This is a genomic window from Prevotella sp. tf2-5 (genome assembly GCF_900115435.1).
GTDB lineage: Bacteria > Bacteroidota > Bacteroidia > Bacteroidales > Bacteroidaceae > Prevotella.
Genome location: NZ_FOWK01000012.1, coordinates 22,129 through 37,007, shown reverse-complemented (window position 1 = coordinate 37,007; position 14,879 = coordinate 22,129). Strand labels below are relative to the sequence as shown.

Below are 14,879 nucleotides of genomic sequence, written 5' to 3'. Positions count from 1 at the left end.
TTTGCTCTGAAAAATAAATCTCTCACAGGATTAAATCTTATATAGTTTTTCTGTTACAGAAAATGTGTTAGTTGGGTTAAGTGTAGTCTTAATCGACTTGTGCCACACTTCCGTAAAATCTGGGGGCATTGAGTATTCAGATACGAATACAGTATGTCCTTCAGCAGATTTTGTCCTACACCAACTGTAGAACGCATCATAATCAAAATCCCTTGAAACGCTGTATGTGCTTGTGCCTCTATATGGTGGGTCACAATAAATCAGCGAATTTGGGGGAATAACTAAGTCTGCATAGCTGCCAGTATGCCATTCTACGCCCTTTAGGTTCTCAATTTGCTTGGTGGTATTTCGGATATTCTCAGCGATATAGTCACGCCCCTTAACATTGTGGCCGCTATATCCAGCCTCCCACCATTTGCCACTTCTACTAGCCATAAAGCCAATCCAACCAATAGTAGCATCATCGTACTTGCCATCATCGGCACGCCACGATGCTTTTACTTTATCGTACAACTCTTTTTCAATAGTCGTAGGCGGTTGCCAGTCTGTAGTAGTCAGTCGTTCCCACATAGCAATGAGCCATCTGTGCGCATCATTAGCAATGCGCCTGTGATCCTGGGGTACATTTTCTGTTATAGTACCGCTTCCTGAAAAAGCATCTACAAAGCATTGACCTGGTTGTAGCTCTGCAAGCATAAGCGGCATTATCTCTTTAACAATTCTCCGCTTATTCCCCATGTACTTCATTGCTCAAATTCAACTCTCAGGATCAGCATAGTGCTCCATTCAGTTACAGTAACTTTCTTAATTTTGCAGCCACTGTAAAACTCTGCATTTCTCTTATACGCATCTTCAAAATCCGTTTTATCAATGTAATAAACCATGTTCGGGAAGTGTGCGAAAGAACCTGCAGAACTATAGGCAGGCACAAAATTATCATGTCCTTCACCAGTCAGTAGCCATGTATCTTGCTCTAAAATCGTATCTTCGTGAGCATCGACATTCATAGTCCGATGGAAAAGTACCTCAACCACATTATCACCAACCATCTTCACACTCACACCTATCTCAGTTTTGAAATAGTCGCGCAGTTCCGTTTCCAAATCCTTCTCTATGTCATCTAACGGCATATCGAGGGAATAAACTTTCTTGTGAATCCATATCTTTTTCATTTCGTCTTTCTGGATTTAATGGTTAGTGTTGCGCCGTACTCTGCCTTCAGATAACTAATGAGACCCTGAAACGCCTCTATGCGTGGTCGCTTGCGTGGGCATATCTGTAATAAGTCCTGAAGGCTAATAGAGAGTCCAGTTGAGTTAAGAGAGCCAAATTCGGCCTCTAATGCTTCAACATCTGCATCATACTTACCTTTTGCCTTTGGTGGCTCTGGTTGAACTGATACCGATGGGCTACTGTTTTTTTTTGGCGCAGTTGTAGCCTCCTGCACCTGCCCTAAGTCTGGTCGTGAGTTAGTACCAAACAGGGCATTAAACAAACTGAACATAACTTCAAAAATTTAATGTATAATTTATTCATTATTGGTAAGGAGGTGATGGCTTGTGAAGCGCAAAATCACAAAATAGAAAGGGCTATCTTCACAGACAGCCCCTTCGGAAAATGATTGTGTTTTCGAGTTTCACAATTATAAGAAAAATAGGCTGTTTTAAGCGCATTTTTCATACACCGTACCAGATCACCTGAAAGCCTTATATATGAATCATATACAACGTTGTACGGCGAGAGGCCAAAAGAGCCTTTAAGACCCGTACTTTAATTTCAAATATTAGGTTTTAAGAGGACTGTACGCGGAGAGCTACAGACACCCAAGACCTTGGCGTTAGGATTGGATTTTCAACTGTAACACTGGAGTTGTTATATTTGAGGATTTGCAAAAGCCTAAATCGAAGTAGAGCTGATTTTATCTGAAAAAGGTAAAATTGGCTCGCTTTATTTTTGAAAGAACAACAACAAGAGAACAAATAACATTATTTATTAACACTTAAAAAATAACATCAAAATGAAAAAAGCAATTTTTGTAAATGCCCTTAGAGGCATCCGTTACGCTGGGGAAATCGTAATCCTTGCTGAAATGGTGGTACATATCTGTACCTTTACCCGTCAGCACGTCATTCCTCGGCTCTGTAGAAACAAGAAAGTAGTAGCCGATGCGCCAGTAGTTGATGAAAGCGGACGATCTGAATGATGCAATCATTATCGCCGCTGAGACGATTTTGGCAATATGTCGGTGTATTAAAAAGGGGGTGGCTCTAGCAAAGAAAATCAAAGCTAGTAAGCCACCCTAAGTAAAAACAACAATTTTAATCTATAAAACAATTATGACTAAAAAAACAACAAAACAAAACGAACAGATGACCATTGAACCCATTGAGGGTACTGTGTCATCCCCCCTTGTCATCCCTGCTGATGACGTAGAGGAAGCTGTGGTTATGGAAGAAGAAATCGATCCGAACAACCACCCGAATTTCATTGAGAGCAACACCCAAGGCATCACTTTGGAAGAACTCTCTGAAAAATGTATTGTGCCGACCTTCGCAGACAACACACTTACCGTAAGCCATCAGAGCTTCATTGAAAGTGTTGTGGAGGCTGGTAGAAAAGTGTTTGGGGAACTAACCCCTGTAGAGATTAGGGTATCACACCAGATTAACGGTCGTGTACCGTCAGCTCTGCATAAGAAAGCAAGCGATTGTAACGAGAATGAATTAACAGTCTATTATCAGCGTATGGCGTTTGTATGCCACGTTGCAGCACTGTCTCGTTCCATCAATGACCAAACGGTACATCTGTGTATCGGAGGAGTTAGAGCTTATAATGAGGACAAATTATACGGCAAAAAAAGCCCGATGAAATTTAAGATTTTCGTGGGCTGGCAGGTAAGAGTTTGTTCAAACCTAATGTTGACTTGTGACGGCAACAGTGGAACTATAGAGTGTATGAGTGAGGCAGACATCTTCCAAAGAGCCTCTGAACTCTTTTCCAGTTTTGAGCCTAACAAAGAAAACGCCCTTCACCTCTTGGAGAACCTTCAGACAACGGTACTCACAGAGGAACAATTCTGTAAGATTGTTGGCAGACTGAGACTATATCAGTTCTTGCCCGCAGCAGAACAGAAACAATTACCATCGTTCGACATCGGCGACCAGGCCGTGAACGCTATGGTTAAAGGATATGTCAACAACCCCAACTTCGGCAAGAAAGAGGGTCAAGACATCACCTGTTGGAATCTACTGCAATTAGCAACGGAATCGGTGAAATCTGCTTACATAGACAGATTCGTTTCCAGAAATAATGCCTGTGTAGATTTCTCCTGTGGAATCCAGAAAGCCCTTAATGGTGAAGATACCGAGGGCTATAGCTGGTTCCTGTCATAAAGGAACATAGAACAGCGAGGTACAACAACCTCAAATGTTCGCTGAGGAGGCGAATTGCTACTGTAAAAAAGTGGCAGTTCGCTTTCCTTCTTTTTTGCAAACAACCAATTTAATAACAATTTTAATTTTCAGAATTATGTGTAAAATTCAAATTCCAGAGGGTGCTACCCTCGACGAGAAAAGAACCCTGTGCTTCGATGCTCTTTACAACATGAAGCTTGGTGAAATGGTAGAGAAGAAAGACAACTTATCTTATCTATCGTGGTCTAACGCATGGAAAGCCTTTAAGGAGGTTTATCCATCTGCAACGTTCCGTGTCATCTGCAACCCCGACACGAAGCTCCCTTATTTCGTTGATCCGAATGTCGGCATTATGGTGTTTACAGAAGTCACTGCCGACGATCAGACGCAATCGATGTTTTTGCCTGTTATGAACAGCAGCAATCGGGCTATGAGACTTGAACCCTACACCTATCAAGTGTATGACAAGCAGAATCGCCGCTATATCGATAAGACTTGTGAGGCCGCAACCATGACAGACATAAATCGTGGAATAGCACGCTGTCTTACTAAGAATCTTGCACTTTTCGGCCTTGGTCTGAAATTATACCAGGGCGAGGACATTCCTTGTGAAAATTCTGATAACGCTGCCGACAATGCAGCCGACCAGAAGAAAACTACTGTACGTCGGGCTAAGACAATCCCTGCACCAACACCGCAGCCAACTCAGCCTGTAGATCGTTTTGCTCCTATCAAGAACGCCATCAACAGCGTAGCCGATACGGATGCCCTTCTTGACCTCTACCTACTTCACCAGCCAGAAGTAGAAGGTAATCCTGAGATTAAGAAGCTCTTTACAGAGCGTAAACTTCAACTTAAACAAGCAGCGTAATATATGGCAACAACAAAAAGAATTGAGTTGAAAGAGAGCAACGTCATATTTGACGAAGAAGCCCATACTTATCAGCTCAATGGACGTTTCCTGTCTGGCATAACAAGTTTATTAGACAGACAATTTGGGTACTCTTATGATAGTGTGCCGAAAGATGTGCTTGAAGAAGCTCGAATTTATGGAACAATGTTGCATAAAGAACTAGAAGCCTTCGATTCTCTTTGGGAAAACACAGGGTCACAAGAATTGGCAGATTACATAGAAATCTGCAAAAATAATGGCTTAAAACACTCTGCGTCAGAATATCTAATTTCTGATGGTGAGAACTATGCAAGCATGATTGATAAGGTGTACCGCCAATCGGATGACACGTTTGATTTATGCGATGTAAAAAGTTACGGCGTGATGACACCAGAGAAGCAGGCTAAAGCTCGATGGCAGTTAAGCATCTATGCCTATCTGTTTGAACTACAGAACAAGAAGGCAAAAGTTGGTCGATTATTCATTATCCACCTCAGAAACAAAATGAAGAAGGATGGAACTTTCGACCATATTAACGACATCATTTTTGTGGATCGTATTCCGAGTGAGATTTGTAAAGACCTCCTCGAAACCGACCTCAGAGGGGAACAGTTCAAAGACCCCTTTGAAATTCCAGATGATATTAGCTCACAGGAGGCAGAAATCCGTGAGTTGATGGAAACAAAAACATCCGTTGAGGAAAGACTGGCAACCATCAAAGCCAATATCCTTAGCAAAATGGAATCACTCGACATTCGGACTTGGGCGACAAATACAATGCGCCTGACCCGAAAATTGCCATCGACAAGGGCATCATTCAATAGCTCTTTGTTCAAGGCGGATCATCCCGATATGGACTTTAGCCCTTATGAGAAAATTTCTCAGGTGGCTGGCAGTCTGATGATAACGGTGTAGGCAGAGACAAAATGCCTATCACTATCCTACCGAGGAGGGGGAATCGTACTAGTTGCGGTTTTCCCTCTTTTCTTTTAATCACTTACAATTAAATACAAGAAAATATGAGTTATCAAGAATTAGCACAACTGAAAGAAAGCCGTGAATATAAAGCGGCAGAAGCCCTGACTGATGCAATGAATACGATGGGCTGGAATCCTAAAAAGTTTGCTATGTCAGTAGCCCTACAGCATAGGACGTTGCAACAGGAACTGACTAGAACGATGGTCGCTACTATCCGTGTGATGGGAAGTGACGATTATGGATATGACCTCAGAAATGAGGGAAGCCACGAAGCCGCTAAGAAGATGGTGGAAAGTGGCATACTCGATGACATCTATTTGCCCTTTATCTAAGCATGGAACTGGAGTGTACTTGCTGCCAGATCACGCTTGCTGAATGGGAGCAGAAGATGAAGCATACGAAGCCAATCAATTACAAATGGCTGGTAAACAAGATTAAGAAGCATTTGCCTCAGTTGTACGAGGCACTTTGCCTGAACTTCTATAATCCCTGGGAAGGACAGTGTTGTAGGAATAAGCAATACTACATACTTATCCATTCCGGCATAGAATACTTTATCAGAAAATAAACAATTATGCAAACAAGAAATTATCACATCAGAAAGACTATCGACATTGTAGTGCAAGCCCCTTGGGATGAACTGCAAGACGATACAGAGCGTTGGGCGACAAACAACATAATACCCGACTGCTTAATCAAGAACGAAAACGACTGCCACAAAATAAACGATGTCCGATTAGTCAACAACGACGAGGATCAGGACAGTTTTGTTGTGGTATCTTGGCCAGAATCGCAAGACCTGGCATCCTACGAGAACTACACAGACTATTGCACCTTCATCATGGGCGATGGTCTGGATTGCGGAAGCTATTTAGTTAACAAAGAATGGTACTCACGCTTGCAGAACGGCGAACTTCGCAAGTATGAGGAGCTGGAAGAAACTGTATTAGAAGAAGCATGGCTGTAGAGAACTCAAAGCGACTTGATGCGACTGCCAAAGAACATATCAGGCGTATCAAAAGCACTTATAAGATGAAATACACGGCAATGGCTGTCATAAACGCAAAATTAGGTTGCGGGATGGAAGAAGCCTACCGCCTGTATGATGAATGTAATGTAGAACCAAATAAATAACAAGAAAATGAACATCAACGAATTTATCTTTTCAAGAACTCAGCCCCAAAAGAAAATTGATACTATCAATGCTCTTACAGAGGGTGAACTGTTATCCATCCGTGAAGAAACGGTTAAGCGTATCGTTAAGGACGCAGGCCGTAGGATTTGGAAAACCAGAGACAAGCGGCTCCGTATTAGTCAGGAACGACGAGCAGGGAACGCTTGGAACTCCTCCATTGATGAGGTACAACTTATCAAAGGAAAACTGCATCTGGAGGTATATCTGCAATATGAAAACACAGATACCTCTACCAGTGAGGAATACGACGAATTTTTCAGAAATGGGAATTATCGTGGTGAAGTCCGACGTTTAGACAGATATGGTAATGGTAGAACCTACTATTTCATGTATAACCCTTCCGATAAGGCAAGCGTTATGAAGTCTATCCTACTTGAATATGTCTTTACCAAATATGCTGCAAAACTAACACAGCAAGCGGCATGAAACAGGTGAAGATAGGTGACGAGGTGCTTTATGTACCTTATAACGGCTCTCAGAAAACTGCAATCGTGGTTAATATCGAGATTTGCAGGATAGGTGAGAAGTACGGCAACAGTGTAAGCAGTTGTGACATAGACCAACATAACAATGGTACTATCACATTTGACAATCATCACTGGTGCTACTTCGATCAAGTTAAACAAGTAATAACCAAATAAGAAATGGCGAAAACAAAAAAGATGACCCTCAAATACTGGGATAGTCTCAGTGAGGGTAGCAAACGGCGAGCATTGACATATTGTTTTCCTTTGCATAAGGCAACAGTTGATATGCTTATGAACGACAAGCCCAACCCGAAAGATGATGCTTGGTGGGGCTTGGTATGGCGAAAGGTGCGAATCCCCGAAGCTGATGCTAATGGGTACAGGCACTATAAGACAGTTGTGAATAACACCTATATACCGTAGAACAATGGTACGAGGAATATTCATTACCTGTGAAGTGGAACACCAAGGCGACATCGACCACTACAAATCAATTATCATTGAAAATGGTGGAACAGTTGACAAGGTGGACTGGCAAGAAGATGACGATTGTATAATTGTCTATCATTGCGAGAACAAAGAAGTAAAATCCAAAATTCAAAATCAATTAGAAAATGGGATATAGACTTCATGTAGCCAGAGTGTACAAAGTAGAGTATGCCCTTGGCGATGCCTTCTCACATAAAAGTGAGGAATTTCATAATTTGCTTTCGGCTCTCAAAGTGGAATACACAGGCGACGAGTACGATAGCGATTTTGAAGTCCAGAAAGATGAATGGCAAAAAGCGATTGATAAGCTAAAGCATCTGTATGACCTCGAAGATGAAGATGAAAGAGACGAAATCAAAGGGGCTGTAGATGATTTGGCAAGTACAACTGACGAGGTAATCGAAATGATGGAATACTATCTTAACAATGGTGATCCTGATATTGACTACCTTCACCTAAGTTTCTTTTAGACTATGGCAGAAAAAGAAATGACCAACGAGAAAGCGGCAAAGCACATTTGGAACAATGCTCTGCAACGTTCCTTTCAGCCGTTTTCGTGGGGATTGGACTTTAGCAGCATAAAGACGATAGAGAACGGCACGGCCTTTCACGTCAAAGCTGCATGGGTACATATCCAGTACATGATGCAGGTGGATTTGTTCAAAGTGACAATCATACCTGACGACAAACAGAAAAATCAAATTGTGTGTGAGCGACTGATATTAGGCAGGCTCGTTCCTACAATAGATGACGCTGTGAAGCACGGCTCAATATCTGAAAAATCGGTTTGCTCAATAACCGGCATCAGACCAGAAAGAATAGCCGTGTGATAATCCTACTTTTGACGGAGGTGGGGAGTATGTGAGAAATGAAAATCTCGCATATTCTCCATTTTCCGTATATCCAACGAAGAAAATGTGTTCAATCCGTTTTGTGTTCAAATAATAGCACATGACCCATTCTGAGCACATCTTTTAGTGTTCAATTAAAACAAAGAATTAAATGAATGAAACAGCAGTGATTTATGCGAGAGTGTCCTCAGTCGGTGACAGGCAGGACACAAGCCGACAAATAAGAGATTTGGAAATCTTAGCGAAAGAAAAATCTCTCAAAGTCGTGAAAACCTACGAAGAACATATTTCAGGCGCAAAGAAAACTCAGGAAAGACCAATTCTAACAGAGTGCCTGCAATACTGTATCTCAAATCATGTCAGCGTTCTACTTCTCTCAGAATTATCACGTCTGGGAAGGAATGTTGATGATGTACTCTCTAACGTGAAGCTCTGCAAGGAAAACCACCTCAACGTGTATTTCCAGAAAGAGCAACTATCAATTTTCAATGCGGACGGAAAAGAGCATCCCTTTCTGACCATCTTTATTGCCGTGCTGGGAACGTGTGCCGAAATGGAGCGTGAAAACATCAAATTCAGGCTCAACTCAGGTAAAGCACAGTTCATAGCCAAAGGCGGTAAGGTTGGCCGAAAGGAAGGCTACAAGAAGTCCGATGAGAAATTTCAAGAAGAATATGCAGCCGTCATCAAGCAGCTAAGAAAAGGCTATCCCATTCGGATGATCGCCACCAGTTGCGGTGTCGGCATTAGCACAGTTCAACGTATCAAGAAAAAATTTATAGACAATGAAAACAAAAGAGAATATCAGTAATCAGGATCGAGCAACCATTATAACGCTCAATCCTAACCCTGTAGCACGCGCTTTCATATACAGTGGAGAACAACGTGCTAAGATAGTGCAGCTTATCAGTCATGGTTTCCTTCCGCACCATACTAGTGTTGGAAAGGGGCTATCTGGTAGAAAGCATTGGCGAGTGGAAAAATACAGAGGTAAGTTTGGCAACGGCTTCAAGATGATAACCACTTCGCCCTACTCAACGAATTTTAATCACCTCACTTATTTTACCCCGATAGCATGATACGATACCATTATTCCATAACGGTGCAAGGTGTCCGTGTCAGGGTGAACGTGAACGCAAGAAATCAACAGTCTGCCTACGGAAAAGTTAAGCGACAGAATCCGATGGCAGAGAAGATACACCTTGTGAGAAGTGAGAAGATTTCAGATGATTAAATCTCAAAAATTGAATGATATGGCAAATTGCTGTGATACGACTTACAAATGTGTGGGCGATCTGAAGGAAGTAAGGTCGCTCTACAAAACCATCAAGGCAAATGATAAGAGAAAAACGTCTCGCATCAAAAACGGCTTTGGTACTCTGTGGCTCGGAAACATTATCGACGCTCTCGGTGAAGATTGGGAGAAGTTAAGATGTAGAGGGTCAATATACTATTACGAACTGGACGGCAATGTACTGACTATCTGCCAAAATACTGCTTGGTGTGAGCAGGAGGGCTTTAGGGAGTGCATTGAAAAGAAGTTTCCATCTATCAAGGTTTACTACCGTGAGGAGGAACCAGGAAACGAGGTGTACTATACGAATGATACCAATGGCGACTATTTCCCTGACCGCTATTTGCTCGACAACTACGACGAACCGCTATACTACGAGACAATCGAAGAAGCTGCGGAAAGCGTCTCTGGAATTGTCGGACATGAGGTTAAGGCAACAGTTGAAGCCATTGAAGAAGCATTGAATGACTACGAAGAAGAACATGAGGACGAAGATATATTCTATTCGTTCCATGAGTTCCAAATTTGTGAATCTTAAAATTATAAGCAAAATGAAAAAATCAACAAGAATTTTATTAAGGGTTGCGATAACGATTGTAGCATACATTCTGTTTACCGACCCTTGGCCACTTAACAAAAAGAATGACCATGAGTGAAGTAATTAAGTCTGTGACCCTCCTCAACGCTGAGAAAGGAGAGGTCTTAGTGATTAAATTCACACAAGAGGAATTGCAGGATATGAAGCAATATGACGATTTCGCTGTATTCCTCAGTACGTTGGAGGATCATTACCAGTTTCACTTATTGAACTGTTCCTATATGACCTTTGGCGACGAAATGAAAGTCAGGAAGATTGGGTTTGAATCTACAGATGAAGAATATGCCCTTGAAGTCCTGAGAAACGATGTCCTCAAATCCGACGATCTGGAGGACTACTATAATCGACTGCTTGAAAAGAAGAAATCTGAAAAGGCAGACGATGACATAAGGCAGATGATGACCGATTTTGTCATCAAGCACTCTGAGGTAGGAGAGCTTGTAGATGAATTGTGTTTGGATCATGTCAGGTGCTGTAGCGTATGTGGCAGGGCTATGACTGAAGGCTATTGTATTGAGAATGGTGTTTCGTATTACTGTAGTGACGAATGTATGCACACAGAAATGACCGATGAAGAATACCTTGAACTTTACGATGATGGCGACGGTGATAGCTACTGGACTGATTGGGCTAGTTAGCACCGATAAGAGAGGCGTATCAATGACGATACGCTTTTCTTTTTTCTTTGCTCAAATGTTCAAATATGTGCTGTTTTAGGGCGTTTGGAGTTAAATTTTCATATATTTCTACTCTCAGATAGCGGAAACGGAGGTGATTTAATATTTTTTCACTACCTTTGCAGTCGCAGACTGCACTTCCGCTTGTATGGGTAGGCAGGACGCATATATATAGAAATGGCGTTTACATAACGCTTGTTCAAATAGGTCTTTCGAAGGCTCGCAACCAAAGAAGATAAGCTCCTGTGGAAAACAAGCATCGTGTGACGCCACTCTGGATATGCACTTAGTAGGGCTGCATCATCGTATATCTATACTTTGGGGCTGCTTGTCTAATCATATCTGGCGTGGGTGTCTTGCGATTGCTCGTTCATCAGGAGAGGGTAATGCGAGCACCCAGAAAGACGTGAGCGAGTTAATTGTTTGAAAGCCCACGCTTTTTCGTATATATACCTTAATGATAATGTAGTTTGCCTGTTTGGGCTTGCTGGCAGTTAACCGTCGGAGCGATACCGGCTTAAACTGGTAAACTATATGAAAAGAATTGCTTTCGTACTGTTATTAGTTGTTGGTAGTATAAATAATCTATCAGCACAGAAAATGGAGCCTGTAACTTTGTCGGAAGTCAGCGATGTTAAATTAACGACTACTGTAGATTCTCTTTTGTTTGGTTTAGGCTATTCACTTTCAATGATTGCTTCGATTCCACTACCAGAAGACATAGGTAAGTTTACAGGAACTTATGCCTTTCTCATGGCGCGTCCTAATGATGATCCAAATGAAGCTGTTAAAGGATTATCTGGTGCAGATCCGCTTGCTGTCACTTACTTTATAAAAACAAAAGAGGTGCTAATCCCAATGATAGCATCAGAGGAGGCCATCCCCTATAAGTCTTATTATAAAGGAGTATTACATAAAGTGTCAAATGATACAAGTATTATTAAGGATGGTGAACACTTAGCAGCGTTTTTGGAAAGTGTTATGAATACGGTAAAATCTAATTCAAAGAAATAGTCTATGAGATACATTTTTACATTATTATTATTCCTTGTCTCGATGTGTGTTATGTCACAATCGGATATTAAAGACTTGGAAAAGAAAGCGAAGAAGGGTGATGTTGTAGCCCAAAGACTGACAGGTATAGGCTATCTTGAAGGTTATAAAGTAGATAACAAGAAAGCATTTAAGTGGCTCTCGCTTGCTGCTGAAGGTGGCGATGCAGAAGCCATGTACCGACTTGGTAATATGTACGAGGATGGTAAGGTCAAAGATGGAAATTCAGAAATGGCCTGGTCATGGTATGTTAAAGCGGCTAATGTGGGTAATGTTGCATCCCAAATGTTATTAGCAAATAGCCTGAAGGAACAAAACAAGATGACAGAAGCAAAGGACTGGTTTTTCAGGGCTGCAATCCAAGACAATGCAGATGCTCAGTACGAGTATGCTATGTTTCTTCTTTCTGAAAATAATGAGAGCGAGGCAAAGTCTTGGTTTCGGAAAGCTGCAAATAAAGGGCATGAACAGGCTACACGGCAACATGAATTGATATTGCAGCACGAAAAGGAAGTAGCCGAAGCGGAAGCAAGAAGATTAGCACTTGAAGCTGCTCAACGTGATTCTATAGCAAGGGTTGAAGCAGAACGGCTCCGTTTGCAGTCAGAAGAACTACGCCGTCAAGATTCTATTGACATTGCATCTGGTCGTAAACTCCCAACGATTAACTGGTTAACATCTAATTGTGTAGAGCGCAACGATATGACTACAGATCGCGGTTGGGGAAATCCTGTAATATCCAAAGAAACTAATGCTTCTATGTGGGGGCGTTTTTCTGCTCTATGCAATAATGACCAACTGCTATTTTTTGGTAAAGACAATTTGGATGACTTAGACAAAGCGTTATATAAGAAGTCTTCCGAGTTTCAACGTGATAAAAAGGAGTTTGACACAAAACGCAATGGAACTTATGCAGTAGTTGTTGAATTGAAGAATAACTCAATGAAATTCTCTGCTAATGGGTTTACTATAAACAGTTTTGCAACTGGTACGCTCAGAGAGAACCCGATCTATCCAAATTATTTGAGACTACCACGATTCCTATTCCCCGTTAAACCTCAGATATGGGTCAAGGATGGAGAGCTATATAAATTTGCTTGTAGTGATGTGGATAAGTTGCAGCAGATTCGTACTTCTGCATCTGACATGGCACTTCTTCTGGTATTCAAACCATTTATGGGCGGCAAAGTTAATTCCATTCCATATTCTATAGCAAATCCTATAGGTCTGTACCTTGTTAATCTGTCAACTGGAACAATGGTTCTCGATTTAAGCAATAATATCAGGAAACCAACAATGCAGGCAGAAAAGACGCTCTTAGCACGCGGAGAAAGATTTGAGAAAGCAGAAGAAGAAAGAAATAAGCCCAAATATCATAAACAAGCTAAAGAGATTACTTGCATATTCTGTGGTGGCAAGGGATATACAGAGTATTTCCCTGTTGGTTCGGCAACTCTTACAAGGTCGCGCTGTACAAATTGCTATGGGCGTGGTTATACAATGGAACATTACTATTAAAAACGACTACTGATATATGAAAAAGACCATTCAAATCATTTGTATTGGGTGCATAGCCACAATTATTATTTCTTGTGGCAATTCGGGTAAACAAGCCAATTCAAGTGAGGGAACAAAGCAAGAAGCGGCTCCCCAAGCCCCGACCAAAGCCTATAGAGAAATTGCCGTAGAGTTTGTTTCTGAAGCTATTGCTCTGAAACAAATCTCCCTATATATCTTTTTGGATTATGGGGTAAATTGGGAATTGATGGAAAAAGGCGAGAAAGTATATGACGAGAAAAACGAACTTACCAGATTTCACATAGAGGATATGGTTCTTGATCAACGTCAGAAATTCTACGAGAGCAACAACACATTCCAAACCATATCGAAGATGTTGGGCGACATGGGGGAAAAGGCAAAATCCCTTCAAGGTCTCAAAAATGATACTCAAATCTCGCAGGCTGATTTGGATCTGATAGGCACTAAGTCTATGCTTTTTATTGACTTTGTTTATAAACAAGCACAAAGGCCAACATTAAAGAGATCGGACTTTCTTGTTAAAGGTATGGAAATGTATAAAGAGATAGAGGCTGCAATCAACCAGACAGGGGAAATAGCACAAGAAGCAGCACCTAAAATGGGATCCATTTATAATGAATCTTTGACTTCAAGCGTAAAACAATATTGGGAAAGTTTCTTGATTCCGTACTTAAACCAAAACCAATAACATTTATAGCCCATCATTCAGGTGGGCTTTCTTTTTGCTCATATATCACCAGTTCCCTGTTAAGTTCAATCCGCTTATATTCCCCACGACCGCCATTGATATAATAGTTCTTCGCCGTCTCAGCATCAACCGCCTTTTGAAAAGCATAGCGGATTCTCACACATTTCTCACTCATGGATGGCTTTAGGGGGTCTGTTACGTCGATGATGCTACGCTCAACCTTTTTCTTTGCCTGCGTCGATAGCTTCATTGCCCGATAGATGCCAGCCAGTTCTTCCCGATAATCTGGCAGTTCCTTGAAACGTATGCCTTCAGGATGGTTAAGGAACAGAAGATAGACGGCCTTGTGTATCGGCTCCATCTTTACCTCGATGTTTCCATAGTCGAGCAGAATAAGCCTGTAGTCTTTTGTCACTAACAGACGGCTTAGAGGTCTCTTTACCTCGAATAGCTCTCTAATTTCATTTTCACTCACTCCTTTTTCTCTCAGAAGTCTTACCAATCTCTCAATTTCTCGTTTAATGTGATCCATAGGAATACATAGTTTTCGTGTCCTACTCAGTGGGGGAACAGGACGGGTTAATACTATGCTCCTGGTTCTTGCGAGCACTCAGACAGAGAGGTTAACCAATAGAGCTTTCTATATAATATAATAGGTCATTCCACAAACTATGTGATTTTGTAGGGTAGCAAAAACTGCCGATCTTTGCACCAAATTTCTTTTATTCAAGTCATATTTTAATAG

General features: G+C 41.5%; 24 protein-coding genes. 21 read left to right on the top strand and 3 right to left on the bottom strand.

The features are described 5' to 3' along the window. Nucleotides 1-30 precede the first annotated feature (30 nt). Both BM257_RS12270 and BM257_RS12265 read right to left on the bottom strand, forming a co-directional pair. The gene (locus tag BM257_RS12270; protein WP_092073121.1) at nucleotides 31-747 is read right to left on the bottom strand and encodes a DNA adenine methylase; all 717 of its coding nucleotides are present in this window, start codon (nucleotides 745-747) and stop codon (nucleotides 31-33) included. Then, nucleotides 744-1,172, bottom strand: a complete 429-nt coding sequence (locus tag BM257_RS12265; RefSeq protein ID WP_092073118.1) for a hypothetical protein — start codon at nucleotides 1,170-1,172, stop codon at nucleotides 744-746. Before BM257_RS12265 ends, BM257_RS12270 begins: the two co-directional genes overlap by 4 nt. An 845-nt stretch (nucleotides 1,173-2,017) precedes the next feature. On the opposite strand from BM257_RS12265, the gene BM257_RS14615 reads away from it, so the two are divergent. From BM257_RS14615 to BM257_RS12170, 21 genes are all read left to right on the top strand, one after another. Next, nucleotides 2,018-2,203 carry a hypothetical protein gene (locus BM257_RS14615; RefSeq protein WP_143096853.1) on the top strand — a complete coding sequence of 62 codons (186 nt, stop codon included), beginning with the start codon at nucleotides 2,018-2,020 and terminating at the stop codon, nucleotides 2,201-2,203. 133 nt (nucleotides 2,204-2,336) lie between these two features. After that, nucleotides 2,337-3,392, top strand: a complete 1,056-nt coding sequence (locus BM257_RS12255) for a DUF3871 family protein (RefSeq protein ID WP_255405826.1) — start codon at nucleotides 2,337-2,339, stop codon at nucleotides 3,390-3,392. 136 nt (nucleotides 3,393-3,528) lie between these two features. Further along, nucleotides 3,529-4,284, top strand: coding sequence for a Sak single strand annealing protein (locus BM257_RS12250; protein WP_092073112.1), 756 nt, complete (start codon nucleotides 3,529-3,531; stop codon nucleotides 4,282-4,284). Nucleotides 4,285-4,287: 3 nt separating this feature from the next. Beyond that, on the top strand, nucleotides 4,288-5,220 hold the full coding sequence (locus BM257_RS12245; RefSeq protein ID WP_092073109.1) for a PD-(D/E)XK nuclease family protein: 933 nt from the start codon (nucleotides 4,288-4,290) through the stop codon (nucleotides 5,218-5,220). 104 nt (nucleotides 5,221-5,324) lie between these two features. Next, on the top strand, nucleotides 5,325-5,615 hold the full coding sequence (locus BM257_RS12240) for a hypothetical protein (protein WP_092073106.1): 291 nt from the start codon (nucleotides 5,325-5,327) through the stop codon (nucleotides 5,613-5,615). Nucleotides 5,616-5,617: 2 nt separating this feature from the next. Further along, a complete protein-coding gene (locus BM257_RS12235; RefSeq protein WP_092073103.1) occupies nucleotides 5,618-5,851 on the top strand; it encodes a hypothetical protein in 234 nt (77 codons plus the stop codon). A 6-nt stretch (nucleotides 5,852-5,857) separates the two neighbouring features. Then, the gene (locus BM257_RS12230) at nucleotides 5,858-6,250 is read left to right on the top strand and encodes a hypothetical protein (RefSeq protein ID WP_092073100.1); all 393 of its coding nucleotides are present in this window, start codon (nucleotides 5,858-5,860) and stop codon (nucleotides 6,248-6,250) included. After that, complete coding sequence (locus tag BM257_RS14925; protein ID WP_177216110.1) at nucleotides 6,241-6,417, top strand: hypothetical protein; 177 nt, start codon at nucleotides 6,241-6,243, stop codon at nucleotides 6,415-6,417. The genes BM257_RS12230 and BM257_RS14925 overlap by 10 nt, the downstream gene beginning before the upstream one ends. A gap of 7 nt (nucleotides 6,418-6,424) precedes the next feature. Further along, a complete protein-coding gene (locus BM257_RS12225; RefSeq protein ID WP_092073097.1) occupies nucleotides 6,425-6,904 on the top strand; it encodes a hypothetical protein in 480 nt (159 codons plus the stop codon). Continuing rightward, a complete protein-coding gene (locus BM257_RS12220) occupies nucleotides 6,901-7,119 on the top strand; it encodes a hypothetical protein (RefSeq protein WP_092073094.1) in 219 nt (72 codons plus the stop codon). Before BM257_RS12225 ends, BM257_RS12220 begins: the two co-directional genes overlap by 4 nt. 3 nt (nucleotides 7,120-7,122) lie before the next feature. Next, the gene (locus tag BM257_RS14610) at nucleotides 7,123-7,368 is read left to right on the top strand and encodes a hypothetical protein (RefSeq protein WP_143096852.1); all 246 of its coding nucleotides are present in this window, start codon (nucleotides 7,123-7,125) and stop codon (nucleotides 7,366-7,368) included. A 4-nt stretch (nucleotides 7,369-7,372) separates the two neighbouring features. Beyond that, the gene (locus tag BM257_RS12215; RefSeq protein WP_092073093.1) at nucleotides 7,373-7,570 is read left to right on the top strand and encodes a hypothetical protein; all 198 of its coding nucleotides are present in this window, start codon (nucleotides 7,373-7,375) and stop codon (nucleotides 7,568-7,570) included. Next, nucleotides 7,560-7,904: a hypothetical protein gene (locus tag BM257_RS12210; RefSeq protein ID WP_092073090.1), complete on the top strand. Its 345-nt coding sequence runs from the start codon at nucleotides 7,560-7,562 to the stop codon at nucleotides 7,902-7,904. The genes BM257_RS12215 and BM257_RS12210 overlap by 11 nt, the downstream gene beginning before the upstream one ends. A 3-nt stretch (nucleotides 7,905-7,907) precedes the next feature. Further along, the gene (locus BM257_RS12205) at nucleotides 7,908-8,264 is read left to right on the top strand and encodes a hypothetical protein (protein ID WP_092073087.1); all 357 of its coding nucleotides are present in this window, start codon (nucleotides 7,908-7,910) and stop codon (nucleotides 8,262-8,264) included. Nucleotides 8,265-8,436: 172 nt separating this feature from the next. Beyond that, the gene (locus BM257_RS12200; protein WP_092073084.1) at nucleotides 8,437-9,096 is read left to right on the top strand and encodes a recombinase family protein; all 660 of its coding nucleotides are present in this window, start codon (nucleotides 8,437-8,439) and stop codon (nucleotides 9,094-9,096) included. Nucleotides 9,097-9,360: 264 nt separating this feature from the next. After that, nucleotides 9,361-9,519, top strand: a complete 159-nt coding sequence (locus tag BM257_RS14920) for a hypothetical protein (protein ID WP_177216109.1) — start codon at nucleotides 9,361-9,363, stop codon at nucleotides 9,517-9,519. 19 nt (nucleotides 9,520-9,538) lie between these two features. Then, complete coding sequence (locus tag BM257_RS12190; RefSeq protein WP_092073271.1) at nucleotides 9,539-10,117, top strand: hypothetical protein; 579 nt, start codon at nucleotides 9,539-9,541, stop codon at nucleotides 10,115-10,117. Between the two features lie 110 nt (nucleotides 10,118-10,227). Continuing rightward, entirely contained in the window at nucleotides 10,228-10,815 is a 588-nt protein-coding gene (locus BM257_RS12185) for a hypothetical protein (protein ID WP_143096850.1), read from the top strand. 573 nt (nucleotides 10,816-11,388) lie between these two features. Next, a complete protein-coding gene (locus BM257_RS12180; RefSeq protein ID WP_143096849.1) occupies nucleotides 11,389-11,868 on the top strand; it encodes a hypothetical protein in 480 nt (159 codons plus the stop codon). Nucleotides 11,869-11,871: 3 nt separating this feature from the next. After that, nucleotides 11,872-13,425 carry a tetratricopeptide repeat protein gene (locus tag BM257_RS12175; protein WP_092073072.1) on the top strand — a complete coding sequence of 518 codons (1,554 nt, stop codon included), beginning with the start codon at nucleotides 11,872-11,874 and terminating at the stop codon, nucleotides 13,423-13,425. Nucleotides 13,426-13,441: 16 nt separating this feature from the next. Then, nucleotides 13,442-14,134: a hypothetical protein gene (locus BM257_RS12170; protein ID WP_092073069.1), complete on the top strand. Its 693-nt coding sequence runs from the start codon at nucleotides 13,442-13,444 to the stop codon at nucleotides 14,132-14,134. Nucleotides 14,135-14,147: 13 nt separating this feature from the next. Here BM257_RS12170 and BM257_RS12165 read toward each other — a convergent pair whose 3' ends face one another. Further along, nucleotides 14,148-14,609, bottom strand: coding sequence for a hypothetical protein (locus BM257_RS12165; RefSeq protein WP_143096848.1), 462 nt, complete (start codon nucleotides 14,607-14,609; stop codon nucleotides 14,148-14,150). Nucleotides 14,610-14,879 lie beyond the last annotated feature (270 nt).